Here is a 25,921-nt window from a genome sequence, read left to right on the forward strand (position 1 = left end):
GCCGGCCAGCGGCCTTCATCGTGCCGACACCCGCCACACCACGTCGCCCACGTCGTCGGCCACCAGCAGCGCGCCTTCGGCATCCATGGCCATACCCACTGGCGCCCCCATCAGCGTCTTCTCGTCCTTCGAGGCGAAGCCACTGACCACGGTCTGCGGCCGCCCGGTCGGCTTGCCGTCCTTGAACGGCACGTAGACCACTTCGTAGCCGCTCAGCGGCGAGCGGTCCCAGCTGCCGTGTTCGCCGATGAAGGCGCCGCCGTGATACTGCGCCGGCAGTGCCTGGCCGGAGTAGAACAGCAGGCCCAGCGGTGCCACGTGCGAGCCGATGGCGTAGTCCGGCACGATCGCCTTGGCCACCAGGTCCGGCCGCTGCGGCTGCACGCGCTCGTCCACGTGCTGGCCGTAGTAGCTGTAGGGCCAGCCGTAGAAGCCATCTTCCTTCACCGAGGTGAGGTAGTCCGGCACCAGGTCGGCACCGATCTCGTCGCGTTCGTTTGCCACCGCCCACAGCTTCCCGGTGCTCGGCTCCCAATCCAGCCCGGTGGGGTTGCGGATGCCCGACGCAAAGATACGGCTGCCACGGGTGGCCACGTCCACTTCCAGCACCACCGCGCGGCGGTATTCGACGGCCAGGCCGTTCTCGGTGATGTTGCTGTTGGAGCCCACGCCCACGTACAGCTTGCTGCCGTCACGGCTGGCCAGCAGTTCCTTGGTCCAATGGTGGTTGATGGTGCTGGGCAGGTCGGTGAACTCGCGCCCCTTGTCGGACATGCGGGTTTCACCGGGTACGTAGTGGTACTGCACGATGTTGCCGGTGTTGGCCACGTACAGCGTGTCGCCGATCAGCTGGATGCCGAACGGCGAATGCAGGCCTTCGATGTAGACGTGCTGGGTCCAGGTGTTCGTGCCCGGCGTGCGGCGCAGCAGGGTGACCCGGTTGCCGCCCTTGCCGGCCTTGCCCGAGCGTGCCTTCACCTTGCCGGCAATCCACTGCTTGGGCGTGGTGACCGGTTCTTCGCCGGGGCCGTTGCCTTCCACCACCAGTACATCGCCGTTGGGCAGGGTCAGCAGCCGCCGCGGATGCAGCAGGTTGGCGGCGATGCGCTCGATCTTCAGGCCTTCGGCCACCGTAGGCGACTGCCCCTCGGCCCAGCCGACGCCCGTGGGCACCTGCATCGGCGGCATCAGGAAGTTCTTCGGTGCCGGCAACGGCGGTTGTGCACCGGACTGGTCAGCGGGATGGTATTCGGCTTTGCCGGCACAGGCCGACAGCATCACGGCCAGCGCCAGGGCGCCCACGGTGGGCAGGATGTGCTTAGCCATGACGACCTCCCTGCAGCACCGGCGGCTGCATCGACAGCAGGATCAGGCCCAGGGCGATCAGGGCCACGGTCAGCGCCGACAGGATCGTGCCCGGCACCGCGACGGCATAGGCATCGCGGCTGTGCACGAAGGCGTTCCAGATGGCCAGCACGACCGCGACCAGGTTGAGGAAGAAGTCGATGCGGTCGATGCGGGTGGCGGTGCCGTTGCGGCGCCAGACCGCGAACAGGTTGATCAGGCGCGGAATGATGGCGATCAGCAGGCCGAAGGTGATCAGCCAGGCGGCCGCCTTGCCCCACATCACCTCGGCGCTGTTGAGATAGATCGCGTCGAAGATCAGCGCGCCGACGAAGAAGCCGAAGGGTATCGGGTTCAACAGGCTGAACAGCGTGGTGCCGAGGCCGCGATGGGCCTGGGCGAGCGGATTGACCATCATCGTGCTCCGTGCGGAAGGGTGCACGGGCTGTAGTAGCACAGCGCGATGTGAGGGCGCGCGATGACGCCGGGATGGGGCTGCCACGCCCGCCGGACGGGCACCGCGCTACGTGGATTGGTCCTCGCGCACCTCGTGGAAGGGCAGCATCGTCTCGAAGCCGAATTCGTGTTCCATGCTGGTGCGGACCAGGCCGCCGATGGCGTAGCGGCTGGTGTTGGCATGCACGTCGATGCCACCGGGCCGCCATTCGGCGCGCAGATGCAGCGTCTCCGCGCGCCGCATGACGATCCGCTCCTCCTGCAGCAGCGCGCGACGGTGCTTCTTCATCAACAGGCGCAGCGGCTTCACCGTGGTGATGCCGAATGCTGCCAGTTCGGGCAGCAACTCGGCGATATCGGCATCGTCGCCATAGTCGTGGCTGCGCGTATGCACGGCCAGCACCACCTTGCGGATGGCGGCGACCGAGAGCTGGGTCTGGTCTGCGCGCGCACGGCCGCGCTGCCGTTCGTTCTTCATGTGTGTGGTCATCTGCAAGTAGTTCTCCCTGTTCCCCACTACTCAAATTCAACCGCGCGAAGATGGCGTGAAGATGTTTGTGTGCACTGTCATAACCAGACGTACTAAGTGTTTGTGACGCAATTGGCACATCTGCAGATTGCCTATGTGAAGAGGTAGGGGGTTGTTCGTTGTGTCGCGTTTGGCTCGTTGCGATGGGGCAGTCCCGCCCCGCCGTCCTGCCATGCCGATTCACAACAGAAGGATTCGTGTATGAAGCGACACACGCAACGCTCCGCGCCTCCGCGCTCCGCGCGCCTGGCCCTTGCCACTGCCCTGGTGCTGGGCAGCCTGGCCGCCACCGCCCAGGCCCAACAGGCCGATCCACTGGCGGGCATCCAGTGGCACCTGCTCAACACCGGGCAGACGGTCCCGGCCGACACGCTGCCGGTGGCCGGCAACGATCTGAACGTGGATGGCCTGTTCCGCAACGGCATCCGCGGCCAGGGCGTCACCATCGCCATCGTCGATGACGGCCTGCAGATCGCGCATCCGGACCTGGCCGCCAACGTGGCGGCGGTGGCCGGCAAGAACTTCACCAATGGTTCGAACAACCCCACCCCGACCAACCCGGATGTCGACAACCACGGCACCATGGTCGGCGGCATCGCCGGTGCGGTGGGCGCCAACAACCTGGGCGTGCGCGGCGTGGCTCCGGCGGCGACACTGAAAGGCTTCAACCCGATTTCGCGCTCAGCCCTGGGCAACCAGCAGAGCAACATCGAGTACGCCTGGTGGGACGGCGCGGAATCGGCCGACGTGCAGGTGTTCAACAACAGCTGGGGCGCCGGCCCGGGCAATCCGAACCTGCCGCTGGCGTACAGCGAAAACACGATTCGCTCGTACGAGCAGGCACTGTCAGGCACGCGTGGTGGCCGCGGCGGCATCTACGTGAAGTCGGCCGGCAACAACTTCAACAATGCCTCGATCAGCCAGACCCAGGATGTCTGCACCACCGACACCAAGAACCGCAACACCGGCTGCGTGCCGGCCGGCCGCGATCCGCGCAACAACCTGTTCAACGTGATCACCGTAGGCGCGGTGCGCGCCGATGGCGTGCGCTCGTCGTACTCCTCCACCGGCTCGGCCCTGTGGGTGTCGGCCTTTGGCGGCGAGTACGGCCTGCAGGCGCAGTACGCCCCCGGCCTGGTGGCACGCGCCTACGACCCGGCCATCGTCACCACCGACGTGACCGGGTGCGCGCAGGGCAGCAACAAGAACACCAACCGCCAGAACACGCTGGACAGCAACCTGTCGGCCATCGACAGCACCTGCAACTACACCGCCAAGATGAACGGCACCTCGGCGTCGGCGCCGATGGTCTCGGGCGTGGCGGCACTGGTGCTGGAAGCCAACCCGAACCTGTCCTATCGCGATGTGAAGTACATCCTGGCCACCACCGCCACCCGCAACCACCCGAACCAGCCGGCGGTGACGCTGGCCGATGGGCGCACGCTGGTGCCGGGCTGGACGGTGAATGCGGCCAACCGTGCCTACAGCAACTGGTACGGCTTCGGTGTGGTCAACGCTGCGCGTGCAGTGCAGGTCGCCGAGAACTTCCAGTCGCTGGGACCGCTGGTCGACAGTGGCTGGCGCAACACGACGCGTACCGTGGCCATCGGCAACACCTCGGCTGCCGCCGCACGCCTGACCTTCCAGTTGGCCAACGGCGCGCGCAACATCGAAAGCGTGCAGCTGGGCTTCCGGGTCAACCACCGCAACACGCGCCAGCTGCAGTTCGTGCTGGTGTCGCCCAGCGGTACCCGCAGCGTGGTGCAACCGGCGTTCACCGCGATCGGTTCGGGCACGGGTGGCGCGCAGAGCAACTTCACCAGCTGGGACCTGCTGTCCAGCAATGCCTTCCTGGATGAGAATGCCAGCGGCACCTGGACGCTGGAAGTGACCGACATGGGGCAGGCCGCGACCGCAGCATCGCGCGGCAACCTCGAATTCTTCAAGATCCGCGTTCTGGGGCACTGATGATGAAGACGACCATTCTGTTGAGCACGCTCGCCTTCGCGGCGATGACCTCCCCTGCCTGGGCACAGAGCTCGGGGCAGACTCCTCCGGCCAGGACCCTGTCGACCGTGGATGCGCAGGAACTGAAGGCGTCCGCTACGGGCCGCTCGTTCGATGTGGGCGGCACGCGCTTCCAGCTGTCTCCCTCGACCACGGTGAAGCAGGCCAGCGGTGGCCAGTTCACGATCACCCCGCAGGCGGCGGCGACCACCAGCTCGCGTACCAAGCGTTCGCTGGATAGCGCGGCGGCCGCGCCTGCTGATGCCGGTGCCGGCAAGTTCGCGGCGGCGGTCTCCCGTGACGGAGCGCCGGTGGTGGCGACGTCGCGGGTCAAGGTGTTCTTCACCGATGCAGCCTCGGCCCAGCGCGCGGCCACCGCCACCGGTGGCACCGTGGTGAAGGTGTCGAAGGCTTCGGGCCAGGCCATCGTGGAGTACCCGTCGGTGAACGCGGCGCTGGATGCGAGCACCAAGCTGCTGTCCACCGCCGGTATCCGCGCCACCGAGCCGGACGTGGTGCAGTGGGAAGAGACCAAGTAAGGCGTTGAGTGGTGCCCCTGGCCGGTTGGCTCTCCTGGCCGGCCGGGGGATTGATGTCAGGGTGTGCCGACCAACGGTCGGCACCCACCGCGGCAGAGGTGGCGTCAGCGGGCGGCGAGTGTGTCGCTGTGCCTTGGGCTGCAGCTGGCCAGCGGACCGTTGCCGGCGGCCGGGTGGCCGGGCTCGAGCAGCAGGCGCTGCACGTCGGAGAACAGCTTGTCCACCGGCATGCCGTACGGCGCGAACAGGCGCAGGCGGCCCTGGCGGTCGAACACGTAGCCACCGGCGATGTGGCTCATGGTGTACGTATCCGGTACCTGGCCGGGCTCTTTCTCGTAGAACGCCTTGAAGTCGCTGGCCATCGCTGCCAGCTGCGCTTCGTTGCCGACCAGCGCGATCGCCTTGGGGTCGAACGCTTCCACATAGGTACGCGCCACCTCCGGCGTGTCGCGGGCCGGGTCGACGCTGACGAACACCACCTGCAGCTGATCGGCATCCTTGCCCATCAGGTGCTTCACCTGGCTCAGCTCGACCATCGTGGTCGGGCACACGTCCGGGCAGCTGGTGAAGCCGAAGAACAGGTAGGTCACCTGCCCCTGCAGGTCGTTCGGGCCACGCACGGTGCCGTGGCTGTCGGGCATCGACCAGTGCTGGCCGAGTTCTTCGCAGGCGATGTCCTTGGAATAGAAGTCCATGCGCGACTGCGCGCTGCAGCCGGCCAGCAGGCCGAGCAGCAGGCCTGCGGCCAGCCGCAGGCCACGTTGGGGGAACGCAATGCCTTTCACGGTTCGCAGGCTCAGTTGATCATCATGTGGTAGTGCATGCTCCAGATGATCCAGACCGACAGTGCGACGACGATGAACAGGATCACCAGGGTGAACACGAAGCTGGCCAGGTTCCAGCCGCCTTCGGACTTGCGGTCCATGTGCAGGAAATAGACCAGCTGCACCAGGATCTGCGCCACCGCGAAGCCGACCAGCAGGAACAGCGTGAGCGGCCGCGACAGCACCGGGTTCATCACCAGTGCGAACGGCACCACGGTCAGCAGCGCGCACAGCACGAAGCCGATCAGGTAGGACTTGGTGGAACCGTGCGCATTGCCGGCGCGCGAGGTTTCGACGTGGGCCATGTCAGAAGGCTCCGATCAGGTAGACGAAGGTGAAGACGCAGATCCACACCAGGTCCAGGAAGTGCCAGAACAGGCTCAGGCACGACACGCGGGTGATGTTGGTCGGGGTCAGGCCACGGCGGTAGACCTGGTGCATGACCACCGCCATCCAGATCAGGCCGCTGGCCACGTGCAGGCCGTGGGTGGCGACCAGCGCGAAGAACGCCGACAGGTAGGCGCTGGTGCTCGGGCCCGCGCCTTCGTGGATCAGGTGCGAGAACTCGTAGATCTCCATGCCGATGAACGAGGCACCGAGCACGAAGGTCACGCCCAGCCAGCGCAGCACTGCCGAGGTGTCGTGGCGATGCATCGCCAGCACGGCCTGGCCGTAGGTGATGCTGGAGACCAGCAGCAGGAAGGTCTCGGCCATCACGAACGGCAGCGAGAACAGCTCCTTGCCGGTGGGGCCGCCGGCGTAGGCGGTGCTGAGCACCGCGTACGAGGCGAACAGCGAACCGAACAGCACCAGGTCGGACATGAGGTAGACCCACATGCCGAACACCTTCATGCCGCCCTGTTCGTGGCCATGGTCGTGTTCGTGGTGGTCCTCTTGCGCCTGCGTGTCGCTGGCCAGCTCCGGGCGGGTCAACAGGTTCATGCGCGTACCTCCTTCAACTTGGCCAGGCTGGCCGCTTCGGTGCGCGCCACCTCTTCGGAACTGACGTAGTAGTCCACGTCCTCGTCGTAGGACCGCACGATCAGGGTGACGATCATCGCGATGAAGCTGGCCGCGGCCATCCACCAGATGTGCCAGACCAGAGCGAAGCACAACACCAGGATCCAGATATTGAGGATCAGTGGCACGCCCGTGTTCTTCGGCATGTGGATCGGCGCGTACTTCTTCGGCGGCGGCGGCAGGCCACGCTTCTTCGCTTCGTGGAAGGCATCCAGCTCATCGGCCTTGGGCACCACGGCGAAGTTGTAGAACGGCGGCGGCGACGGCGTGGCCCATTCCAGCGTGCGTGCATTCCACGGGTCGCCGGTCAGGTCCAGGTTGCGCTTGCGGTCGCGCACGCTCACGTAGATCTGCACCAGCATCAGGATGATGCCCGCGAACACGAACAGTGCACCGATGAAGGCGGCGATCAGGTACGGCGTCCACGCCGGGTTGTCGTACTGGTTCATGCGGCGGGTCATGCCCATGAAGCCGAGCATGTACAGCGGCATGAAGGCCAGGTAGAAGCCGATCACCCAGCAGGCGAACGACCACTTGCCCAGGCGCTCGTTGAGGGTGAAGCCGAACACCTTCGGGAACCAGTAGGCGAAACCGGCCAGGTAGCCGAACAGCGCGCCGCCGATGATGGTGTTGTGGAAGTGCGCGACCAGGAACAGGCTGTTGTGCAGCAGGAAGTCCGCGCCCGGGATGGCCAGCAGCACGCCGGTCATGCCACCGATGGTGAAGGTGACCAGGAATGCGATGGTCCACAGCATCGGCACGCTGAACTCGACGCGGCCGCCGTACATGGTGAACAGCCAGGTGAAGATCTTCACGCCGGTGGGAATGGCGATGATCATCGTCATGATGCCGAAGAAGGCATTGACGCTGGCACCGGAACCCATGGTGAAGAAGTGGTGCAGCCAGACGATGAACGACAGGATGCCGATCGCCAGCGTGGCACCGACCATCGACTTGTAGCCGAACAGCTTCTTGCGCGCGAACGTGGCGGTGACTTCAGAGAAGATGCCGAACGCCGGCAGCACCAGGATGTACACCTCCGGATGGCCCCAGGCCCACACCAGGTTCACGTACATCATCGGGTTGCCACCCAATGTGTTGGTGTAGAAGTTGAAGTCCAGGTAGCGGTCCAGGGTGAGCGCACCCAGCGCCACGGTCAGGATCGGGAAGGCGGCGATGATGATCACGCTGGTGACCAGCACGGTCCAGGTGAACACCGGCATCTTCATCAGGGTCATGCCCGGCGCACGCATGCGCAGGATGGTGATGAACAGGTTGACGCCGGTCAGCAATGTGCCGATGCCCGAAGCCTGCAACGCCCAGATGTAGTAATCGACACCGACCCCTGGACTGAACTCGATGCCCGACAGCGGCGGATAGGCCACCCAGCCGGTCATGGCGAATTCGCCAACGCCCAGCGAGATCATCATCAGCGCGGCGCCGACCACGAAGATCCAGAAGCTGAAAGCGTTGAGGAACGGGAACGCCATGTCGCGTGCGCCGATCTGCAGCGGCACGATGATGTTCATCAGTCCGACCACGAACGGGGTGGCCACGAAGAAGATCATGATCACGCCATGCGCGGTGAAGATCTGGTCGTAGTGCTCCGGCGGCAGGAAGCCGTCACTGCCCGGCCCGGCCGCGGCGAGCTGCGCGCGCATCATCAGCGCGTCGGCGAAGCCACGCACCAGCATGACCAGCGCCACCACCACGTACATGATGCCGATCTTCTTGTGGTCCACGGTGGTGAACCAGTCACGCCACAGCGGGCCCCACAGCTTGAAGTACGTCACCGCGCCGAGCAGCGCGAGGCCACCCAGCACCATGGCCGCCAGTGTGACCACGACGATCGGCTCGTGCAGCGGCACGGCCTCCCACGTCAATTTACCCAACATGTTCGTTACTCCTGGGAAACCTGGGCACCGCCGGCAGCACCCGCCGGGGTAGCAGCAGCGGTGTTCTCACCGACGCCGATGAACTGGTCGATGACCTTCTTGAACAGCAGCGGTTCGACGCTGGAGAAGTGCTGCACCGGTGCGTTCTTCGACGGTGCGGCCAGCGCCTTGAACTGGTTGAAATCCAGCGCCTGTGGTGCGCTGCGCACCTCGGCCACCCAGCGCTCGAACTCTTCGTTGCTGCTGGCGGTGGCGATGAACTTCATGTTCGAGAAGCCATGCCCGCTGTAGTTGCCGGACATGCCACGGAACTGGCCGGGCTCGTTGGCGATCAGGTGCAGCTGCGTGCGCATGCCGGCCATCGCGTAGATCTGCCCACCCAGCTGCGGGATGAAGAAGGTATTCATCGTCGAGTTGGAGGTGATGTTGAACGCCAGCGGGCGGTTGGCCGGGAAGTTGAGCTGGTTGACCGTGGCGATGCCCAGGTCCGGGTATACGAACACCCACTTCCAGTCGGTGGCGATCACGTCCACGTGCAGCGGTTCACCGGCCACGTCCAGCGGCTTGTACGGGTCCAGCTCGTGGGTCGACTTCCACACGATCACCGCCAGACCGGCGATGATCAGCAGCGGCACGCCCCAGACCACGATCTCCACCTTGGTGGAGTGCGACCAGTCCGGCGTGTATTTCGCTTTGGTGTTGCCGGCACGGAAGCGCCAGGCGAACACGAAGGTCAGCACGATGGCCGGTATCACCACGATCAGCATCACGCCGATGCAGATCAGGATCAGGTCGCGCTGGGCGAGCCCGACCATGCCCTTCGAATCCAGCAGCACCCAGTCACAGCCCGACAGGCCGACGCAGGCCAGGGCGACCAGCGCCAGGCGGATGCGGTTCCAGCAGATATTCATTGGAGGTCAACCCTGTTGAAGAAGCGCGCTTGACCGGCTCGCCTGCGCGCAGCGCCCGGGCGTGGAGCGGCTACACTGTGGGTACGAGGTCGCCTACAAAAAAGCGAACCACTCCAATCAAGCCCATACAAGATACATCATTGTATGGACTTGTGCATCTGCACGTATGGAAAAAACTGACCGATGACGCCACCTGCCGCCGGCCGCCGCCTGAAGCACCCCAATCGCACCTGGGTTCGCCCGTTCCGCGAGGGCGCCGGCCCGCTGTACCTGCAGATTGCCCAGCAGGTGCGCGAGGCGGTGGACGATGGGGTGCTGCGCCCGGGCGACCGCCTGCCGCCGCAGCGCGACCTGGCCCAGCAGGTGGGCGTGGACCTGACCACGGTCACCCGCGCCTTCGCCGAGCTGCGCCAGGCCGGCCTGCTCGATGCGCAGGGCGCCGGCGGTACCTTCATCGCACTGTCGGCCGGCAACCGCAGCACCTCGGTCGACCTGAGCATGAACATCCCGCCGCTGCTGGGCAGCGCGCCGTTCGCGCAGGGCATGGAGGCCGGTCTCCAGCACGTCGGCCAGCAGCTGGGCCAGGGCGAACTGATGAGCTACCACGTCGGTGCCGGCACCCGCGAGGACCGCGCCGCCGCCGTGCAGTGGCTGGCGCCGATGCTGGGCACGGTCGGCGCCGACCAGGTGGTGATCTGCCCCGGCGCGCAGACCGCGCTGTGCGCGCTGATCCTGGCCCGCACCCAGCCGGGCGAGCTGATCGCCGCCGAGCAGCTGACCTACCCGGGCCTGCTGGCCGCCGCGCGCGTGCTGCAGCGGGGCGTGGTGCCGGTGGCGATGGACGCCGAAGGCATGCTGCCTGAAGCGCTGGAAGAGGCCTGCCAGCTGCGTCGCCCGCGCCTGCTGTACCTGGTGCCGACCATCCAGAACCCGACCACGGCGACGATGTCGGCACAGCGTCGGCAGGCGCTGCTGGCGGTCGCGAAGCGCCACGACCTGACCGTGATCGAAGACGATCCCTACTGGTTGCTGGCCGGAGACGCCGCGCCGCCGCTGGCCGCACACCGCGATGCGGGCTGCCCGGTCTATTACATCTCCACCCTGTCCAAGTGCCTGGCACCGGGCCTGCGCACCGCCTACCTGGTGGTGCCGGCCGGCGAACCGATGGAACCGGTGCTGGACGCGCTGCGTGCGATCGCGCTGATGCCGACGCAGTCGATGGTGGCGGTGGCCTCGCAATGGATCCGCAGCGGCCAGGCCGAGGACATGGTGCGGCGCTTCCAACAGGAGCTGCGCGAGCGCCAGGCGATTGCCGCCCGTTACCTGCCGGCCCGTGCCCAGGCGCATCCGGCCGGCCTGCATGTGTGGCTGCCACTGCCGCCGCGGCTGGACCAGTACCGGCTGATCCAGGCCGCACAGGAACAGGGGCTGGGCATCGCCAGCTCCGATGCCTTCAGCGTGGAAGAGCCACCGCCGGGCAACGCGATCCGCCTGTCGCTGGGCGGCGCGGTCGACCAGGGCGCGCTGGCCGGGGCGCTGGCCAAGCTGAACGAGATCCTGTCCGAGGCCCCCGAGGCACGGCACAACGCCATCGTCTGAACCGGGTGCATGGCACTTCATCCATACAAGATGATATTTTGTATGCAATGTATGGATGAAGGGACGTGCCCCGATGCGCGCCGAGAAACTGAAGTTCCACCTGGTGATGGCCGGCTGTGGCGGCTTTGTGGTGCTGATGCTGGCTGCGCTGGCCTGGGTCTGCCTGCAGCCGCAGACCGTGGACGTGCAGGCCGCCGAGCGCCACGCCATCGAACAGTGCGTGCAGCGCAGCGAGGATCCATCGCGTAGCGAGATCCAGCGCCGCGCACAGGCCGATTCCTGCCGTGAGATGCGCAAGCAGTACGTGCACAAGTTCGGCCGGGAAGATTCCTGATGGGCGCAGCTGCGCCGCGTCGCCGCTGGCTGCTGCGGACGATGATCGCCCTCGCCTGCCTGTTCATGGCCGGCGTCGCGGCTGCGCTGTGGCAGTACTTCGGCTACAGCGCGCAGTCCACCTTCACCGAGCAGGCCATCGTCTTCGACGACTCGCAGCTGCGCCTGCCGGCCGATCTCGCCGGTGACACCGGCCGCATCCGCGTGGTGCATTTCTGGGACCCGGCCTGCGCCGTGTGCAACCGCGAGACCGGTGCGCACCTGAGCTACCTGATCAGCATGTACCGCCGCGCCGGCATCGACTTCTATGCGATCCGCCGCCCGGGTACCCAGGGCGAGCTGCCCGCGCCGCTGCGCAACAAGGTGATCAACCTGCCGACCATCGATGGCATCGAACACATCCCGGCCAGCCCTGCTGTCGCTATCTGGGACCGGCAGGGCCATCTGGCCTACGCCGGCCCTTACAGCATCGGCATGGTCTGCAACTCAGCCAACAGCTTCGTCGAACCACTGCTGGACAAACTGGTGCGCGGCGAAACCGTGCGCCCGAAAGGACTGCTTGCCGTGGGCTGCTACTGCCCCTGGCAGGCCAAGCGCTGAGGACGCGCAATGACATCACTGATGCTGGCCGGTGCGGCCGCTGCAAACAACAACGGCGGTCACCTGTCCGAACCGACCGATGGTTATGGACAGGCTCCCGCCGTTGGAAGCAACGATACGCCCCGACATGCTCCGTACATGCCGCGACCGGATGTCGCAGCCCGCGAATGGGTGCAGGACGTGCTCGCGCACAACGGGCCGATCTATCTGCGCATCGTCAATTCGCTGGAACGCACGGTGCGCCGCGGTGGTCTTGCACCGGGGCAACGCCTGCCCTCGCAGCGCGCGTTGGCGCAGCAGCTTGGCGTCGATCTGACCACGGTGACGCGGGCGTTTGATGAAGCACGCAAGCGCGGCCTGATCGAGGCGCGTGGTCCGCAGGGCAGTTTCATCGCACCGCCCAAGGCCGGCTTCGACCAGGTGGTGGACCTGAGCATGAACGTGCCGCCGGTGCCCGACGCCGATGCGCTGGCCGAGACCCTGCGCCGCGGTGCCGCCGCCGTGCTTGCGCGCAGCAACGCACCGAACCTGATGACCTACCATCTGGGTGGCGGCAACCCGACCGACCGCCACGCGGCAGCGCGCTGGCTGCAGCCGATGCTGGGCGCGGTGGACGATGCCAGTCTGTTGCTGACCGAAGGCGCGCAGGTGGCGTTGGCCGCCATCCTGGTCAGCCAGGGTCGCGATGGCGACGCGATCCTGTGCGACACGCTGGTCTACCCGGGGCTGCTGCAGGCCGCGGGGGCCCTCGGCCGGCGGCTTGTACCGGTGGAATGCGATGAGCACGGCATGTGCCCCGAGGCGCTGGTGCGGCAGGCTCGCGGGAGTGGCGCGCGGTTGGTCTATCTCAATCCCACCTGCCAGAACCCAACCGCGCTGACCCTGTCGTTGCAGCGGCGCGAAGCGCTGGCACGTGTGCTGGAATGCGAAGGCCTGCTGGCGATCGAAGACGATCCGTACTGGCACCTTGCCGAAGAGACGCCGATACCGCTGGCAACGCTGGCACCGCGTCATGTGTTCCACGTGGCGACGCTGTCGAAGGTGATCAGCCCCGGCCTGCGCACCGCCTTCGTGCGCTGCCCAAGCGCCGCGCATGCCGAGGCGATGGTGTCGGCCCTGCGCGCCACCCGGTTGATGGGGCATCCGCTGGTGGCGGCGCTGGCAAGCCAGCTGCTGCTGGATGGTTCGGCACAGTCACTGCTGGCGCAGGTGCGCACCGAGGCACGCGAGCGCATGCGCATGGCGCGGTATCTGCTGGCGCCGTCGCTGCTGCAGCGTGCCGAGGGCCTGCATGCCTGGTGCCGGGTACCGGCGCCGTGGACCGATGCCACGCTGGTGCGTACCGCACAGCTGCAGGGCCTGGCGATCGCACCGTCATCGGCGTTCTGCCCGCCGGGGGTAGTGCATCAGAACGGCGTGCGGTTGTCGTTGGGGCTGGCGGCGGACCGCCGGCAGCTGGAAAGTGCGCTGCGGCGGATTGACCGCTTGTTGTTGTCGGATGCGTTGCCGGCGATCGAACGGTAGGCCTGGTAGTGCCGGCCGCTGGCCGGCAACGGCGTGCACGGATCATGAGGTTGCCGGCCAGCGGCCGGCACTACCCCAATGCAACCAGCGCCTTCACCAACGCATCCATCTGCTCCGGTCGGGTGAACACCGACGGCGTCACCCGCACGCAGGCGCCGGAATCGAGGCCGTCGCGGTGGGTGGTGAACACGCGATGCTCATCCAGCAGGCGCTTCTGCAGCGCGAGGTTGTCAGCCACGCTGGTGCGCCCGCGCAGGCGGAAGCTGGCCAGCGCACTGGCCAGCGCCGGGTCCGGCGAGGACAGCACTTCGATATGTGCCATCTGCCGCGCCGGCACGGTCCAGCGCTCACGCAGGTAGCGCAGGCGCGCCTGCTTGTTGGCCACGCCGATGCGCTGATGCAGGGCAATGGCGTCCGGCAGTGCCAGGTAGGCGGCGAAGTTGACCGTACCGGTATGCACACGGCTGCCCACCCGGCCATCGTCGGTTTCGCCCATGTAGGGATCCAGGTCGGCCACGCGCCCCTTGCGCACGAACATCGCGCCGACACCGACCGGCGCACCGATCCACTTGTGCAGGTTGATGCCGACGAAATCGGCCTTCAGCTGCGGCACCACGTAGTCGATCTGGCCAAACCCATGGGCCGCATCAACGATCACATCGATGCCGCGCGCACGCGCACGCTCGGCGATCTCCGCTACCGGCAGCACCAGCCCATGGCGATGGCTGACCTGTGTCAGCAGCACCAGTTTCAGGCGTGGCAGCCGCTCGAATGCGGCCTCGTAGGCCTGCAGGATCTGCGCGTGGTCGGGCACGGCCGGCAGCGCGATGCGCTCGACCTGCACGCCGCGACGCTGCTGCAGCCAGCGCATCGCGCCGATCATGCTGTCGTAGTCGATGTCGGCGTAGAGCACCTGGTCGCCGGGCTGCAGGCGGTTGTAGCCACCGATCAGCGCCAGCATCGCCTCGGTGGCGCCACGGGTCAGTGCGATCTCGTCGGCGCCCACGCCCAGCAACTCGGCCACCTGCCGCTGCACCGCCATGTACTGCGCCGGAAACTCGCGACGGCCATACCACGCGTTGCCACGGTTGACCTCGGCGGTGTGCCGCTGATAGCTGGCCAGCGTCTCACGGCCCATCGCCCCCCAGTAGCCGTTCTCCAGATGGTTCACTTCATCGGTGATGTCGAAGTGGCTGGCCACGGCGGTCCAGTAGCCTTCATCGCGGGCCAGCACGTCCGGCGCTACGGTCGTTGCGGGAATCTGCATGGGCGCAGCGTAACGCGTGGCGGCCATGACGGGCAGTGAAGACAGTGCAGCTGCGGCCGGCAGCAAGGTGCCGGCACGCAACAGGTTACGGCGGCGGCTGTCCATCAGAAGCTCAGCCGGTACTGCGCGTACAGGTTGGCACCGTCGGTGTCGTACGGCGCGTTGCGCGAGTAGACCAGGCCGCGGCTGGCCTGGAAGGTGGCTTCGTCCGGATAGCGGTCGAACACATTGTCCGCGCCCACGCGCAGGCTGTGGTGTTCGTTGATGCGATAGCCGACGGCCAGGTCGAGGAAGCTCATCGCCCCGAAACGCTGGTAGATATCGCCCACCGCATTGCCGCTGGAGTCGGTCCAGGCACCGTAGTAGCGCATGCGCGCCATCAGCGACCAGGCACCGATGTCCCAGCTGCCGGTGAGGCTGCCCTTGTGCTCGGGCAGGCGATCTTCGAACAGCACGCGCTGGGTCTCATTGGTGGCCACCGAGGTGCTGCCCTTGTCCACGCGGGTACGGTTGTAGTTGTAGGCCAGGGTCAGCGTCATGCGGCCGGCGCCGAGATCGCGCAGGTAGTTGCCGATCACGTCCACGCCGGTGGTGGTGGTATCGAAATCGTTGGTGAAGTAGTTCACCGAGGTATAGCCCAGCGGATTCGGCGTGCCTGCCGGAATGGCAAAGCTGGCCGACTGGCTGAAGCGGTCGGTGAGCTTGATCTGGTAGACATCGACCGAGCCGGACAGGCCCAGGTCGGTGCGCCAGGTCAGGCCCAGCGACGCGGTACGCGATTCTTCCGGCTTCAGTGGCCGGGCACCGAGCAGCTGCGCCAGCGGATCGTTCGGCGACAGGCGGCCACTGGTGAAGATCTGCAGCGTGCGCGTATCCAACCCCTGGGTGGTGCTGGTGGTGTTGAGCTGCGCCGGCGTCGGCGCGCGGAAGCCGGTGGACACGGTGCCGCGCAGGGCCACGTCCGGGGTGATCGCGAAGCGCGCCGAGAGCTTGCCGTCCAGCGTGCTGCCGAAGCTGGAGAAGTCCTCGTAACGGCTGGCCGCACCGATGCTCCAGCGCTCGCCCAGCGGCACTTCCATATCCACGTAGGCCGCCTTGCTGCGCTGGCTCCACTGCCCGGCCTGGCTGGCCGAGAAGCCCGGTGCACCGTTGGAGTTGGCCTCCAGGCCCGCGGCCGCGCCCGGGCCCACCGCGTACGAGGCCGGATCACCGGCACGCACCTGGTAGGTCTCCTGGCGGAACTCGCCACCGAAGGCGACGTTGATCGGCTTGGACAGCGCGCCCACCTCCCACTCGTAGTTGAAGTCGGCGTTGGCGTTCTTCTCGGTCTGGGTCAGGCGGCCAAGATCGAAGTCGGTCGGGCTGGCCGGGCCGAGCGAGGCATTGATCGAGTTCTTCAAGCTGTAGTCGATGGCGTTGCGGCCATACGACGCGCTGACATCCCAGCGCAGCTTCGGAGTGATCTCGCCACGCAGGCCACCGACCAGTTGCAGGTCGTTCTGGACGTTGCCGTACTGCGGGCTGAAGCCCACCGGATAGATCGAACGCAGGTTCCAGCCGGGGAAGATCGCCGTGGTGCGGTAGGCACCGGTGGTGGTGTCCGGGTTGCGCCAGTTGAAATCGCTGACGCCATCGCTGTGGCTGTACAGGCCGAGCGCATACAGCTCCAGCGTGTCGCTGGCATTGGCCTTCACATTGAAGCCGACGCGGCGGCTTTCCAGTTCCGGCTGGCCCCAGCGCTGTACCGGATTGGGCACATCCAGATCCGGATGCGCGGCCTGGAAGGCGATCGCATCCGGGCGCTGGCGGGTGCGCGAGGTGGCGTCGGAATTCGACGATTCGGCGAACAGTACCAGGCTGCCGTAGTCACCCAGCGACCAGCCGGTACGTGCGCTGAAATCACGCGACGCGCCATCGCCCTGTGCGTACTGCGAATAGCCGGCGGTGATCTCGGTGCCGGGGCCATCCTCGAGAATGATGTTGATGACGCCGGCGATGGCATCCGAGCCGTACTGCGCCGAGGCACCATCGCGCAGCACTTCGATGCGCTTGATCGCACTGGTCGGAATCTGTGCCAGATCGGCTGCCTGCGCCCCGCGGTTGCCGAGCAGCGCGCTGCGATGGAAGCGACGACCGTTGACCAGTACCAGGGTCTGGTCCGGCGACAGGCCACGCAGGGTGGCCGGGCGCACGAACACCTGGCCGTCCGCCATCGGCAGGCGCTGCACCACGAACGACGGCACCAGTTGCGCCAGCACGTCCTTCAGGTCGGTGGATTCCACCGACGTGATGTCTTCCTTGGTGAACACGTCCACCGGCGCCAGCGTTTCGAACTGGGTGCGGTTGGAGGCGCGGGTACCGGTGACCAGCATCGCATCGAGCTGGGTGGGCGCCGCTCGGCTGCCCGCCATGGCATCGACCGCATCGGCCTCCGCTGCAATCGCGCCTCCTGCGCTGGCCATGGAAAGGGCAAGGAGGATGGAACGCGAAAGCTTCGAACGATGCACGGCAGGGCTCCGGGAGGACGCGACAGGGCCAGCACCTGTTCGGAAACAACAGGGCTGGACAAGGCGCGCAGTCTCGGTGCGATCTGTGAAGGAGCCATGACGTCAGTGCGACAACTTGATGCGCCAACCAGGGTTGAGCGCTACCAGAGCCCATCCGTAGATCCACGCCGTGCGTGGATGGGCAACGCCGACCCACGCCCGGTCCCTCATGGCCACGCACACGGCGTCAGCCGTTGCTGTCGTCGTCGAAACCGAAGCGGGCCGGCCGTGCCGTTCGCAGCGGAACAAACATCGCGAGGGCGAACACCACCAGGAAGGGAGCGGACAGGAACCCGAAGTCTTTGCTGCCAAACCCGATGAAGCTGGCACGCAGGTCACCGATCCATTCCAACCGCGTCAGCACCATCACCAGCCCACCGATGGTCGGGCCGGGAAGCCCACCGTGACCGCCCATCAGCAACGTGGGTGACAGCAACCCGGCCAGGAACGCGAAGCCGGCGCGATAAAGCCAGGGATTGCCCTTCCAGCGCGACGCGCGCTTCACCATCAGCACCAGCAAGGCCAGTGTCAGCACCGCGGGCAGCACCAGGTAGACAAGTACCAGTTCCATCATGGGCCTGGCTCCGCTGGTCGGGCATCCCACGTCGTCGATCGCATCTCCCTGCCCTCCCTCACATCCATGAAGCGCACATTGTTGCCGGTACGCCGGCAGACGCAAGGCCCCGGCAGCGCAAGAACTGCTAAACGCCCTGCCTGAGGATCCGCTACTGTGCCCGGCATCGGAATCGGGGAACGGCAGGATGAGCGCGGCAGGCAAGGCGTTGTGGTACATCGAAACCCATGTGGACCAGCCATTGGCGCTGGCCGATATCGCCGCCGTAGCGGGGCTGTCGCCGTTCCATCTGTCACGCCTGTTCCAGGCCCGCACCGGCACCTCGGTGGTGCGCTATCTGCGGGGACGGCGCCTGACCGCTGCTGCGCAGCGGTTGGCCAACGGGGCCGGTGACATCCTGCAGGTCGCGCTGGGCGCGGGCTACACCACCCATGCGGCGTTCACCCGCGCCTTCAGCGAACAGTTCGGGCAGACGCCGGAGCGCGTACGCGAACAGGGCACCGATGGACTGGCGCTGGTACAGGCGATCCGCGTGGAGGATGCGCCGGCTGCCTGCGGTGAGGCGCCGCGACTGCTCGACACGCCCGCTTTCCAGGTGGCGGGCATCGGTATGCGGCATACCCGCGACAGTGGCGGTGCGATTCCCGGCCAATGGGCGCAGCTCAACCGCGAATGGCCGACGCCGGCACCGATCAGTTTCGGTGTGTGCTGCAACAGCGACGACGATGGCGGCTTTGATTACATCGCCGCACTGCCCGCCAGCACGCTGCCGACCGTGCCGGCGCACTGGCAACGAGTGGACGTGCCGGCGCGTCGCTATCTTGTGGCCTGGCACGGCGGACATATCTCGACCATCCGCTCGACCTGGTTCTGGCTGCTGGATCATTACCTGCCCAGCTCCGGCCTCAGCCTGGCCGATGCACCAGACCTGGAACGCTACGACACCCGCTTCGACGAGCACACCGGCAACGGCGGCGTGGAGATCTGGCTGCCGGTGGACGAACGCCCACGCTGACAAGGAGCTGAGGATGCGCATGAAAGCCACTGTGATGGGAATGATGCTGATGGCCTCCGCGGGGGGCGCCAGCGCTGGCGAGCCTTGGAAAGCAGGCGAACGCCACGGCACCACCACGGTGGCCAGCGCCGTGGTGCGCGATGCGCAACACCGCGACGCCCTGCGCTACACGGTCTGGTATCCGGCGCCCGCTGGCAGCAGGGAAACCGCCCTGACAATCGGTCCGCCCGATGCACCGCTGTTCGACGTCGGCCGCGCGGCACTGGATGCGCCGGTCGCGGGTGCACGCCTGCCAACGCTGCTGCTCTCCCACGGCAACGGCGGCAGCGCGCGCATGATGGGTTGGCTGGGTACGGCATTGGCACACGCCGGGTACCTGGTGATCGCGGTCGATCATCCCGGCAACAACGGCGTGGAGGAGATGACCCTGCCCGGTAGCATGCTGAGCTGGTTGCGTGCGGATGATCTGCGCGCCGCGCTGGCGGCGGTGCAGGCCGATCCCGTGCTCGGTCCACACGTCGATCGCGAACGGCTGGGTGTGGCCGGGTTCTCCGCCGGTGGCTACACCGCACTGCTCGCCGCCGGTGCACGCCCCGATCTGCAGCGGCTTCTGGCCTTCTGCCAAGCGCATCCGGATGACGGCGTCTGCCGGCCCCAGCGGGAAGCCGTCACGCACACGATGGAGGCTCGTATTGCCGCTGCAAGCTCGCCGGAACTGTCGCCATGGATCTCCCACGCCAATGAATCGCGCGCGATCCCCGGCGTGCGCGCGGTATTCCTGCTGGCGCCAGCAATCGTGCAGGCATTCGCGCCGGAACAGCTGTCCTCGCTGAGGCAGCCGGTGTCGATCGTACTGGGCGAGGCTGACACGGTTGCGCCACCACAGAGCAATGGCGAGGCCGCACAGGCACTGATTGCGGGCGCCGCGCTGCAGCGTCTGCCGGATGTCGGTCACTACGACTTCCTGGCGGGCTGTACAGCAGTTGGTTTGCAGAGGCTGCCCGAGCTCTGCAGCAGTTCAGTTCCGAAGGCGGGCACCCACGCGCAGGCAGTGGATGTCGCGGTGCGCTTCTTCGCCGAAGCACTGCGGTAGTGGCCGCCGGGCATGGCCCGGCGCTACAGTGGCTGCATCCAAGGAGGATTGGCCATGCGCCTGCTTCACCTCACCCTGCCGGTGTCCGACGTCACCACCGTCGCCGCGTATTTCCACGATGTGCTGCAGCAGCGCGTGGTCGGCAATCATGTGCACATCGGCTGGAGCACGATCGAACTGCAGCCTGCGGCTGGGCGTCCGGTCGGAGGCGTGCACCTGGCCTTCAACGTGCCGGACAACCGCTTCAGCGAGGCGATGGCCTGGCTGCTCGAGCGTACGCCACTACAGCGCAACCCGGCAGGACTGGATTACTTCGCGCTGGAAAGCAGCTGGCAATCGCAGTCGGTGTACTTCACCGGCCCGGACGGCCTGATCCTGGAACTGATCGGCCGCCGCCGCCTGCCAGCCAGTGCGCGCGAAGGCGTTTTCCATGGCAGCGAGCTGACCTGCCTGAGCGAAGTCGGCCTGCCCAGCCACGATGTCGATGCGGTGCGCGAACAGTCCTGTCAACGTTTCGGCCTGCAACCGATCAGCCCGGCTTCGCCGCAGTTCGCACCGATGGGCGACGACGAGGGTCTGCTGATCGTGGTTGCGGCGGATCGTCGCTGGTTCCCCGAGCAGAAGGACCTGCCGAATGCGCAGGGACTGTTGCTGCGTATGGGTGACGTCGCCGGCACCGGCGAACTCCGCGACGATGCCTTGGGCTGGCGGGTTTTCTCGACCTGACCTGCCGTTCCAGACCTGATGCGCGCTACCGCGTGCGCACACCCTGCCCCGCTTCAACCTGCGCATGCAGCGCCTGCAGCTGCGCCGCCGTCTGGTTGAACACCTGCAGATCGGCATCGACCAATGCCGGCCAGTCGGGCGCGTGCCCCAACAGCTGCGTCACCTGCTCGGTCGGCGCGCGGTCGAAGCCTTCGCCCAGCACGGCAAGATAGCGCTCACGGAACCCTTCGGGGTCGCGCTGGTCCTGCACATAGAGCTGCACTGCCAGCAGCCCTGCATAGAGGTAGTTCACCAGATAGTTCGGATCTTCAAACATCAAGCGCTTGCCGATCCAGCTGTTGCGCAGTTGCGGATAGCGCTCCGGATCCTGACCGAAGCGCGCCAGCACCTGGCCGGTCAGCGCGTCCAGATCATCGGCGGTGCCCAAGGTGCCCGCGGCCACGCCCCGATAGATCGACTGCTCCAGCTGCGCTTCCTCGGACGAGGTGAACAGCTGCAGCACCATGTCGTCCAGCAGCGATTTCAGGTAGTAGGCCTTGGCGCGCGGGTCCTGTGCCTGCTGGTACAGCTGGTCGCGGAAGCGCAGCTCGTTGTAGATCGCGAACGCCTCGGTCAGCCACTGGCTGCCATTGCGCTGCAGCGGCGACGCATGGCCGCGCTGCATCCACTCACCGTGCATGGCATGACCAGCTTCGTGGGCGATTTCAACATCGCTTTCCAGATCCCCCCTGCGCACCCCGACGTACAGCATCGCCGGCGCGCCAGGAGCATTCACTGCGAACGCATCATGGCTGCGATTGCCTTGCTCGGTGGCCAGGTCCATGCGCTGGTTGACCGGATCGAGCAGCGCGCGCAGCTCGGCAACATACGTCGGGCCAAGGTGCTGCATGGCATCGGCGGCATTGTCGCGCAACTGCGCCAGCGTCAGCACCGGTGGCGTGTAACCGGTATCGGGCACGGTGGTATCCCAGATCTGCGGCGCGTCGATGCCGGAGCGCGCAGCGTGGTGCAGCAGCATGTCCTGGTAGGCGCGACGATCCCCTGCATGGCGTTCGATCGCCTGCAGCGTCGCATCCACCGCCGATGCATCCAGGCCCATCCGCTGGTAGCCCCGCGCCGGTGCGGAGCCATCGCCCTGCAGGCGCGCGGCGGCATCGTTCACCTGCACCAGGCCCAGCAGCACCGAGGCCATCGGCTCACGGCGCGAGTGCAGGCCCTGCCAGTAACCCTTCCAGCCCGCTTCCCGCAACGCGCGGTCCTGCTGCTGGGCCAGTGCCTGCTTGTCGTGCCCGGTGTCCCAGTGCCGACCATCACGCTCGATCTGCGGGTACTCGGCACTGCGCAGGATCTGCCCACGCAGCCGCGCGAAACTGTCCAGCGCCGGATCGGCCAGCGCCTCCACGGCCTCATCCAGCACGATATTGGCCGGGGCTGCAGCTTCCTTCAGCGCACGTGCGCGCAGGAAGGCATACGGTGCTGCCCACGCCGCATCCGCGGGCGCTTCGCGCAGCGCCGCGCGACCAGTGCGGGCGATGCGGCTGCACAGCCCCATCACCTGGTCCAGCGCCTGCGCCGGGCGAAGATCGCGCGCGTTGCGGGCGGCCTGCAGATGCAGATAGGTGTGATGGCGCAGGCACTGCGCCTGCAATGCCTCGGCCTGCTGGAAGCGTTGCGCAGGTGCAAGCGCGGAAGCCTGCTGCAAGGCCTCGACACGCTTGCCCAGTTCGTCACGCGCAGCCTGTTCGGCTGCCGCACTGGCGAAGTAGGCGCGATCGTCGGCCCGCAGCGACTGCGCCTGGGCGCCGGTGAAGGGCGCCATCGCCAGCACGACGGCCATGGTGGCGGTGATGGTACGCATCCTGCGAGCCTGCATCGGCGTCTCCCTGCCTGGATCAGGCTCCGAGCCTAGCAGGCGCTGCCCGGCCGCGCCTGTGCCGGAACAGGCGTCAGATCGACTCATCCTCACGCTTGACCAGCGTCCAGCAGGGCGACTGTGCGAAGGTGTAGGTCTGCTGGTCGCTGCTGTCCGGCGTGCGGATCTGAACCTGTCGTTGCCCATCGGCCAGCGTGCTGACCTGCATCTCACGGCCCTGCCCGGCCAACGCGGCGGGATCGGGCATCACCGGCCACTCGACATCGGCCAGCGCCAGTCGGCTTTCCACCTTGCGCGGTTCCGGCTCGGCCTCGGCATCGATGTAGCTGTCCAGCAGCGGATCGGCAGTGGCCTTTTCCTGCAGCGTGATCTCGTTGCCGAAGTGCTTCAGGAACGCATCGAACTGCGGATAGGGGCATTCACCGCTGGCAGGCACCGGTGCGTGCTGGACCGCTGCCGTCGTGGACGACGGCGCGGGATGTGCAGGTGCGGCTTCCGCGGGCGTCGCCTGGGGCTCGGGCGTGCAGGCAACCAGCGCCACGCCACAGGCAAGCACCAGCACGGCAGCGGAACGGTTTCGACGCATGGGCTCATCCTGAATCCGGTTCGGTCGCCCCATGCTACCGCGCGCCCTACAATTCCGGCATTCCGCCGGTCCGAGATACCCCATGCGTCGCCTCCTGCTCCTGATCGGCCTGCTGCTGCCCGCCCTGTGGCCAGCGGTGGCGATGGCCGTCGATGTCCACGAGGGCGATCTGCTGTTCGTCACCGCCGGCCGCAGCGGGCTCAGCGCCGCCATCGACGATGCCACCGGCAAGCAGGGCGCACCCAGCTTCGATCACGTGGCCCTGGTCGCCGCGGCGTCAAACGGCTGGGAGGTACTGCATGCGGACGAGAAGGGATCGCGCCGGCAATCGCTGGTCGAGTTCCGCCAGGATGCCCGGGCCAAGCAGCGGCAGATCGTGATCTATCGCCTGCGCGCACCGCAGCAGGCAACGATCAAGGATGCGGTCGCCACCGCGCGCACGATGCTCGGCAAACCGTACAACACGTCATACGTGTTGAACGAAGACAGCTACTACTGCTCGGACTTCATCGAACGCGCGTTCCGTGCGCACCACGTGTTCGCACTGCAGCCGATGAACTTCCGCAACCCGCAGACCGGGCAGATCGCACAGCACTGGGTCGATCTTTACCGCGGCATGGGCATGGAGGTGCCACAGGACCAGCCCGGGACCAATCCCAACGACATGTCGGCGGCGCCGGTCCTGCAGCGCATCGGCGTGCTGGAATAAGCGAAGCCCCGCACAGGGCGGGGCTTCGCCAGTCACTCCGCGTGCGCGGCGCGGTCATTCTTCTTCGTCGTGGCCGCCCTGCTGCTGGTTGCGCTCTTTGCGCTGCTGATCCTGCTGCTGTTGCTGCTGCTGGTCACGGCGTCCCTGCTGCTGGTCCTGCTGATTCTGCTGACCCGGTTGCTTCTGGTTCGGGTTCTGGTTCTGCTGTGCCATGTCCGTTCTCCGAAAGCCACGCGCGGAATGCGGTGGACGGGGCCATCGTCTGCAGCGATTGGTTAATCACGCGTGGGGGGCCGGCTACATTCGTGTGTACGCGCGTGAATGAACGCGCAAAGACCCTTGAGGCACAAGCGCCTGAAGGATTCATGCGGGATCGGCATGTGCTCATGCCGGCCTTGGCGCCATGCCCATTCATGGCGTGCTCCGCCGGAAACACGCGCTGAACGAGGCTGGCGTCCTGGTCGAGCACGGACGCCAGCCCTGCATTCAGGGCATCACCGGCGGCACATACGCCAGGGTCATGCCCAGCAGCCACAGCAGGCCCAGCACCAGCGGGATATGCACCAGCAGCTGGATGAAGGTGAACCCCACGATGTCGCGCGCCTTCAGGCCCAGCACGCCCAGCAGCGGCAGCATCCAGAACGGGTTGATCAGGTTCGGCAGCGCTTCGGCCGCGTTGTAGACCTGCACCGCCCAGCCCAGGTGCGCCTTCAGTTCGTTGGCGGCCTGCATCACGTACGGCGCCTCGATGATCCACTTGCCGCCACCGGACGGCACGAAGAAGCCCAGCACCGCCGAGTAGACGCCCATCACCAGCGCGAACGAATCGGTGCTGGCCACGTGCACGAACAGGCTCGACAGCCGGTGCGCCAGGGTCTGACCGTCACCGCCAGCGGCGTGGGTGAGGATCATCGCGATGCCGCCGTACAGCGGGAACTGGATCAGTACGCCGGTGGTGCTCGGCACCGCCTTGGCCACCGCGTTGAGGAAGCTGCGCGGGCGCCAGTGCAGCAGCAGGCCCAGCGAAATGAACAGGAAGTTGTAGGTATTGAGGTTGGCGATCGCCGTGATCACCGGCTTGTTGGCGAACTCGTTGAACAGCCAGCCGAACGCCAGCAGCGAGAGCAGCAAGGTCAGCAACGGGCTGTATTCCAGCCATTCGCCCGGGCGCGTGCGTCGCTGCAGCGGCTCCGGCTCGGCCTGCGCAGCGCCGGGGAACTCCTCGGCGGTGCGGGCGCTGCCGGCGGCGGGTGCGGTCAACCAGGCAATCAGCAGCGAGGCCAGGATCAGTACCGAGGTCAGCGCGATCGACTGCCACAGGAAGATGGTTTCGGTGAACGGCAGCACGCCGGTGATCTCCACCAGCCCCGGCGGCATGCTGGCCGGGTTGGCCTGCAGTTGTGCGGCCGATGAGCTCAGCCCCATCGCCCACACCGCACCCAGACCGAGATACGCCGACGCACCGGCCGCGCGGTAGTCCATGCGCAGTTCGGTACGGCGGGCCAGCGCGCGCACCAGCAGACCGCCGAACACCAGCGAGAAACCCCAGCTGAGCAGCGAGGCGAGCATGCTGACCAGGCCCACGTACACCACCGCACCACGGCCAGTGCGCGGCACCCGGGCCAGGAAGTCGATGAAGCGCGCGACCACCGGCGCGGTGGCCACGGCGTAGCCACCGATGACCACGAAGGCCATCTGCATGGTGAAGGGAATCAGGCTCCAGAAGCCGTCACCGAAGGCGCTGGCGGTGGCCTGCGGGGTCGAGCCGAAGCCCATCGCGGCCAGCGCGACAATGACCACGCCCAGCACCGCGAACACATACGCGTCGGGGAACCACTTTTCCGCCCAGGCGGCCGAGCGCAATGCTGCACGCGCCATCCAGCCGTCCTGTACTGCTGCCGTCGAGGCCATCGCCTACCCTCCCAGGTTCGATGGACCGATTCTGGGCGGT

At 66.8% G+C, this 25,921-nt stretch carries 25 protein-coding genes; 10 read left to right on the forward strand and 15 right to left on the reverse strand.

The genetic code is table 11. The features are described 5' to 3' along the window. Positions 1–15: 15 nt before the first annotated feature. The 3 genes from ACUZUJ_RS20610 to ACUZUJ_RS20620 form a co-directional block, all read right to left on the reverse strand. Positions 16–1,326: a PQQ-dependent sugar dehydrogenase gene (locus ACUZUJ_RS20610; RefSeq protein ID WP_458220679.1), complete on the reverse strand. Its 1,311-nt coding sequence runs from the start codon at positions 1,324–1,326 to the stop codon at positions 16–18. After that, positions 1,319–1,759 carry a DUF2231 domain-containing protein gene (locus tag ACUZUJ_RS20615; protein ID WP_014038797.1) on the reverse strand — a complete coding sequence of 147 codons (441 nt, stop codon included), beginning with the start codon at positions 1,757–1,759 and terminating at the stop codon, positions 1,319–1,321. The genes ACUZUJ_RS20610 and ACUZUJ_RS20615 overlap by 8 nt, the downstream gene beginning before the upstream one ends. 108 nt (positions 1,760–1,867) lie before the next feature. Next, positions 1,868–2,278, reverse strand: a complete 411-nt coding sequence (locus ACUZUJ_RS20620; RefSeq protein WP_458220678.1) for a hypothetical protein — start codon at positions 2,276–2,278, stop codon at positions 1,868–1,870. A gap of 252 nt (positions 2,279–2,530) precedes the next feature. Here ACUZUJ_RS20620 and ACUZUJ_RS20625 point away from each other — a divergent pair, with 252 nt between their 5' ends. Together ACUZUJ_RS20625 and ACUZUJ_RS20630 are read left to right on the forward strand one after the other, a co-directional pair. Beyond that, positions 2,531–4,297 (forward strand): S8 family serine peptidase, encoded by a 1,767-nt coding sequence (locus ACUZUJ_RS20625; protein WP_014038799.1) that lies wholly within the window; start codon positions 2,531–2,533, stop codon positions 4,295–4,297. After that, positions 4,297–4,875 (forward strand): hypothetical protein, encoded by a 579-nt coding sequence (locus ACUZUJ_RS20630; protein WP_014038800.1) that lies wholly within the window; start codon positions 4,297–4,299, stop codon positions 4,873–4,875. The genes ACUZUJ_RS20625 and ACUZUJ_RS20630 overlap by 1 nt, the downstream gene beginning before the upstream one ends. Before the next feature lie 104 nt (positions 4,876–4,979). On the opposite strand, the gene ACUZUJ_RS20635 is transcribed toward ACUZUJ_RS20630, so the two are convergent. From ACUZUJ_RS20635 to cyoA, 5 genes are read right to left on the reverse strand one after another with little or no spacing between them, the layout of a single operon-like run. Then, a complete protein-coding gene (locus ACUZUJ_RS20635) occupies positions 4,980–5,660 on the reverse strand; it encodes an SCO family protein (protein WP_049444101.1) in 681 nt (226 codons plus the stop codon). A gap of 11 nt (positions 5,661–5,671) precedes the next feature. After that, positions 5,672–6,004 (reverse strand): cytochrome o ubiquinol oxidase subunit IV, encoded by a 333-nt coding sequence (gene cyoD / locus ACUZUJ_RS20640; RefSeq protein ID WP_006399830.1) that lies wholly within the window; start codon positions 6,002–6,004, stop codon positions 5,672–5,674. Between the two features lies 1 nt (position 6,005). Beyond that, positions 6,006–6,641 (reverse strand): cytochrome o ubiquinol oxidase subunit III, encoded by a 636-nt coding sequence (gene cyoC / locus ACUZUJ_RS20645; RefSeq protein WP_080347486.1) that lies wholly within the window; start codon positions 6,639–6,641, stop codon positions 6,006–6,008. Further along, positions 6,638–8,614, reverse strand: a complete 1,977-nt coding sequence (cyoB, locus tag ACUZUJ_RS20650) for a cytochrome o ubiquinol oxidase subunit I (protein WP_014038802.1) — start codon at positions 8,612–8,614, stop codon at positions 6,638–6,640. The genes cyoC and cyoB overlap by 4 nt, the downstream gene beginning before the upstream one ends. Before the next feature lie 5 nt (positions 8,615–8,619). Next, positions 8,620–9,525 (reverse strand): ubiquinol oxidase subunit II, encoded by a 906-nt coding sequence (gene cyoA / locus ACUZUJ_RS20655; RefSeq protein WP_049444111.1) that lies wholly within the window; start codon positions 9,523–9,525, stop codon positions 8,620–8,622. A gap of 183 nt (positions 9,526–9,708) precedes the next feature. Between cyoA and ACUZUJ_RS20660 the strand changes: the two genes are divergently transcribed. The 4 genes from ACUZUJ_RS20660 to ACUZUJ_RS20675 are packed head-to-tail and all read left to right on the forward strand — an operon-like array spanning position 9,709 to position 13,581. After that, entirely contained in the window at positions 9,709–11,124 is a 1,416-nt protein-coding gene (locus ACUZUJ_RS20660) for an aminotransferase-like domain-containing protein (protein ID WP_049444112.1), read from the forward strand. A gap of 55 nt (positions 11,125–11,179) precedes the next feature. Further along, entirely contained in the window at positions 11,180–11,458 is a 279-nt protein-coding gene (locus ACUZUJ_RS20665; RefSeq protein WP_235434874.1) for a hypothetical protein, read from the forward strand. Then, complete coding sequence (locus ACUZUJ_RS20670; protein WP_458220677.1) at positions 11,458–12,057, forward strand: DUF6436 domain-containing protein; 600 nt, start codon at positions 11,458–11,460, stop codon at positions 12,055–12,057. Before ACUZUJ_RS20665 ends, ACUZUJ_RS20670 begins: the two co-directional genes overlap by 1 nt. Before the next feature lie 9 nt (positions 12,058–12,066). Further along, positions 12,067–13,581, forward strand: a complete 1,515-nt coding sequence (locus tag ACUZUJ_RS20675) for an aminotransferase-like domain-containing protein (protein WP_049444114.1) — start codon at positions 12,067–12,069, stop codon at positions 13,579–13,581. Positions 13,582–13,651: 70 nt separating this feature from the next. Here the strand turns inward: ACUZUJ_RS20675 and ACUZUJ_RS20680 are convergent, their stop codons facing one another. The 3 genes from ACUZUJ_RS20680 to ACUZUJ_RS20690 form a co-directional block, all read right to left on the reverse strand. Continuing rightward, the gene (locus tag ACUZUJ_RS20680) at positions 13,652–14,953 is read right to left on the reverse strand and encodes an aminotransferase class V-fold PLP-dependent enzyme (RefSeq protein WP_458220676.1); all 1,302 of its coding nucleotides are present in this window, start codon (positions 14,951–14,953) and stop codon (positions 13,652–13,654) included. Further along, entirely contained in the window at positions 14,953–17,355 is a 2,403-nt protein-coding gene (locus ACUZUJ_RS20685; protein ID WP_458220675.1) for a TonB-dependent receptor plug domain-containing protein, read from the reverse strand. Before ACUZUJ_RS20685 ends, ACUZUJ_RS20680 begins: the two co-directional genes overlap by 1 nt. Before the next feature lie 226 nt (positions 17,356–17,581). Then, entirely contained in the window at positions 17,582–17,968 is a 387-nt protein-coding gene (locus tag ACUZUJ_RS20690; RefSeq protein ID WP_049444120.1) for a hypothetical protein, read from the reverse strand. 187 nt (positions 17,969–18,155) lie between these two features. On the opposite strand from ACUZUJ_RS20690, the gene ACUZUJ_RS20695 reads away from it, so the two are divergent. From ACUZUJ_RS20695 to ACUZUJ_RS20705, 3 genes are read left to right on the forward strand one after another with little or no spacing between them, the layout of a single operon-like run. Then, positions 18,156–18,983 carry an AraC family transcriptional regulator gene (locus ACUZUJ_RS20695; protein ID WP_101766242.1) on the forward strand — a complete coding sequence of 276 codons (828 nt, stop codon included), beginning with the start codon at positions 18,156–18,158 and terminating at the stop codon, positions 18,981–18,983. A gap of 13 nt (positions 18,984–18,996) precedes the next feature. Further along, on the forward strand, positions 18,997–20,076 hold the full coding sequence (locus ACUZUJ_RS20700; RefSeq protein WP_458220674.1) for an alpha/beta hydrolase family protein: 1,080 nt from the start codon (positions 18,997–18,999) through the stop codon (positions 20,074–20,076). A 54-nt stretch (positions 20,077–20,130) separates the two neighbouring features. Then, positions 20,131–20,802, forward strand: coding sequence for a VOC family protein (locus ACUZUJ_RS20705; RefSeq protein WP_458220673.1), 672 nt, complete (start codon positions 20,131–20,133; stop codon positions 20,800–20,802). Between the two features lie 25 nt (positions 20,803–20,827). Here ACUZUJ_RS20705 and ACUZUJ_RS20710 read toward each other — a convergent pair whose 3' ends face one another. Both ACUZUJ_RS20710 and ACUZUJ_RS20715 read right to left on the reverse strand, forming a co-directional pair. Further along, a complete protein-coding gene (locus ACUZUJ_RS20710) occupies positions 20,828–22,660 on the reverse strand; it encodes a M3 family metallopeptidase (RefSeq protein ID WP_458220672.1) in 1,833 nt (610 codons plus the stop codon). Positions 22,661–22,748: 88 nt separating this feature from the next. After that, a complete protein-coding gene (locus ACUZUJ_RS20715; protein ID WP_049444130.1) occupies positions 22,749–23,261 on the reverse strand; it encodes a hypothetical protein in 513 nt (170 codons plus the stop codon). Positions 23,262–23,343: 82 nt separating this feature from the next. Between ACUZUJ_RS20715 and ACUZUJ_RS20720 the strand changes: the two genes are divergently transcribed. Next, positions 23,344–23,970 carry a YiiX/YebB-like N1pC/P60 family cysteine hydrolase gene (locus tag ACUZUJ_RS20720; RefSeq protein ID WP_049444131.1) on the forward strand — a complete coding sequence of 209 codons (627 nt, stop codon included), beginning with the start codon at positions 23,344–23,346 and terminating at the stop codon, positions 23,968–23,970. A 54-nt stretch (positions 23,971–24,024) separates the two neighbouring features. On the opposite strand, the gene ACUZUJ_RS20725 is transcribed toward ACUZUJ_RS20720, so the two are convergent. Together ACUZUJ_RS20725 and ACUZUJ_RS20730 are read right to left on the reverse strand one after the other, a co-directional pair. Next, on the reverse strand, positions 24,025–24,183 hold the full coding sequence (locus ACUZUJ_RS20725) for a hypothetical protein (protein ID WP_014038817.1): 159 nt from the start codon (positions 24,181–24,183) through the stop codon (positions 24,025–24,027). Positions 24,184–24,456: 273 nt separating this feature from the next. Further along, the gene (locus tag ACUZUJ_RS20730; protein WP_458220671.1) at positions 24,457–25,881 is read right to left on the reverse strand and encodes a short-chain fatty acid transporter; all 1,425 of its coding nucleotides are present in this window, start codon (positions 25,879–25,881) and stop codon (positions 24,457–24,459) included. Positions 25,882–25,921 lie beyond the last annotated feature (40 nt).

The sequence above is a fragment of the Stenotrophomonas sp. S4 genome (genome assembly GCF_054187805.2).

Excerpts from the sequence above, each read along its gene's own strand:
- ACUZUJ_RS20610 (WP_458220679.1), bottom strand. The coding sequence starts at position 1,326 with ATGGCTAAGCACATCCTGCCCACCGTGGGCGCCCTGGCGCTGGCCGTG.
- ACUZUJ_RS20615 (WP_014038797.1), bottom strand. The coding sequence starts at position 1,759 with ATGGTCAATCCGCTCGCCCAGGCCCATCGCGGCCTCGGCACCACGCTG.
- ACUZUJ_RS20620 (WP_458220678.1), bottom strand. The coding sequence starts at position 2,278 with ATGAAGAACGAACGGCAGCGCGGCCGTGCGCGCGCAGACCAGACCCAG.
- ACUZUJ_RS20625 (WP_014038799.1), top strand. The coding sequence starts at position 2,531 with ATGAAGCGACACACGCAACGCTCCGCGCCTCCGCGCTCCGCGCGCCTG.
- ACUZUJ_RS20630 (WP_014038800.1), top strand. The coding sequence starts at position 4,297 with ATGATGAAGACGACCATTCTGTTGAGCACGCTCGCCTTCGCGGCGATG.
- cyoD (WP_006399830.1), bottom strand. The coding sequence starts at position 6,004 with ATGGCCCACGTCGAAACCTCGCGCGCCGGCAATGCGCACGGTTCCACC.
- cyoC (WP_080347486.1), bottom strand. The coding sequence starts at position 6,641 with ATGAACCTGTTGACCCGCCCGGAGCTGGCCAGCGACACGCAGGCGCAA.
- cyoB (WP_014038802.1), bottom strand. The coding sequence starts at position 8,614 with ATGTTGGGTAAATTGACGTGGGAGGCCGTGCCGCTGCACGAGCCGATC.
- cyoA (WP_049444111.1), bottom strand. The coding sequence starts at position 9,525 with ATGAATATCTGCTGGAACCGCATCCGCCTGGCGCTGGTCGCCCTGGCC.
- ACUZUJ_RS20660 (WP_049444112.1), top strand. The coding sequence starts at position 9,709 with ATGACGCCACCTGCCGCCGGCCGCCGCCTGAAGCACCCCAATCGCACC.
- ACUZUJ_RS20665 (WP_235434874.1), top strand. The coding sequence starts at position 11,180 with ATGAAGGGACGTGCCCCGATGCGCGCCGAGAAACTGAAGTTCCACCTG.
- ACUZUJ_RS20670 (WP_458220677.1), top strand. The coding sequence starts at position 11,458 with ATGGGCGCAGCTGCGCCGCGTCGCCGCTGGCTGCTGCGGACGATGATC.
- ACUZUJ_RS20675 (WP_049444114.1), top strand. The coding sequence starts at position 12,067 with ATGACATCACTGATGCTGGCCGGTGCGGCCGCTGCAAACAACAACGGC.
- ACUZUJ_RS20680 (WP_458220676.1), bottom strand. The coding sequence starts at position 14,953 with ATGGACAGCCGCCGCCGTAACCTGTTGCGTGCCGGCACCTTGCTGCCG.
- ACUZUJ_RS20690 (WP_049444120.1), bottom strand. The coding sequence starts at position 17,968 with ATGATGGAACTGGTACTTGTCTACCTGGTGCTGCCCGCGGTGCTGACA.
- ACUZUJ_RS20695 (WP_101766242.1), top strand. The coding sequence starts at position 18,156 with ATGAGCGCGGCAGGCAAGGCGTTGTGGTACATCGAAACCCATGTGGAC.
- ACUZUJ_RS20700 (WP_458220674.1), top strand. The coding sequence starts at position 18,997 with ATGCGCATGAAAGCCACTGTGATGGGAATGATGCTGATGGCCTCCGCG.
- ACUZUJ_RS20705 (WP_458220673.1), top strand. The coding sequence starts at position 20,131 with ATGCGCCTGCTTCACCTCACCCTGCCGGTGTCCGACGTCACCACCGTC.
- ACUZUJ_RS20710 (WP_458220672.1), bottom strand. The coding sequence starts at position 22,660 with ATGCGTACCATCACCGCCACCATGGCCGTCGTGCTGGCGATGGCGCCC.
- ACUZUJ_RS20715 (WP_049444130.1), bottom strand. The coding sequence starts at position 23,261 with ATGCGTCGAAACCGTTCCGCTGCCGTGCTGGTGCTTGCCTGTGGCGTG.
- ACUZUJ_RS20720 (WP_049444131.1), top strand. The coding sequence starts at position 23,344 with ATGCGTCGCCTCCTGCTCCTGATCGGCCTGCTGCTGCCCGCCCTGTGG.
- ACUZUJ_RS20725 (WP_014038817.1), bottom strand. The coding sequence starts at position 24,183 with ATGGCACAGCAGAACCAGAACCCGAACCAGAAGCAACCGGGTCAGCAG.
- ACUZUJ_RS20730 (WP_458220671.1), bottom strand. The coding sequence starts at position 25,881 with ATGGCCTCGACGGCAGCAGTACAGGACGGCTGGATGGCGCGTGCAGCA.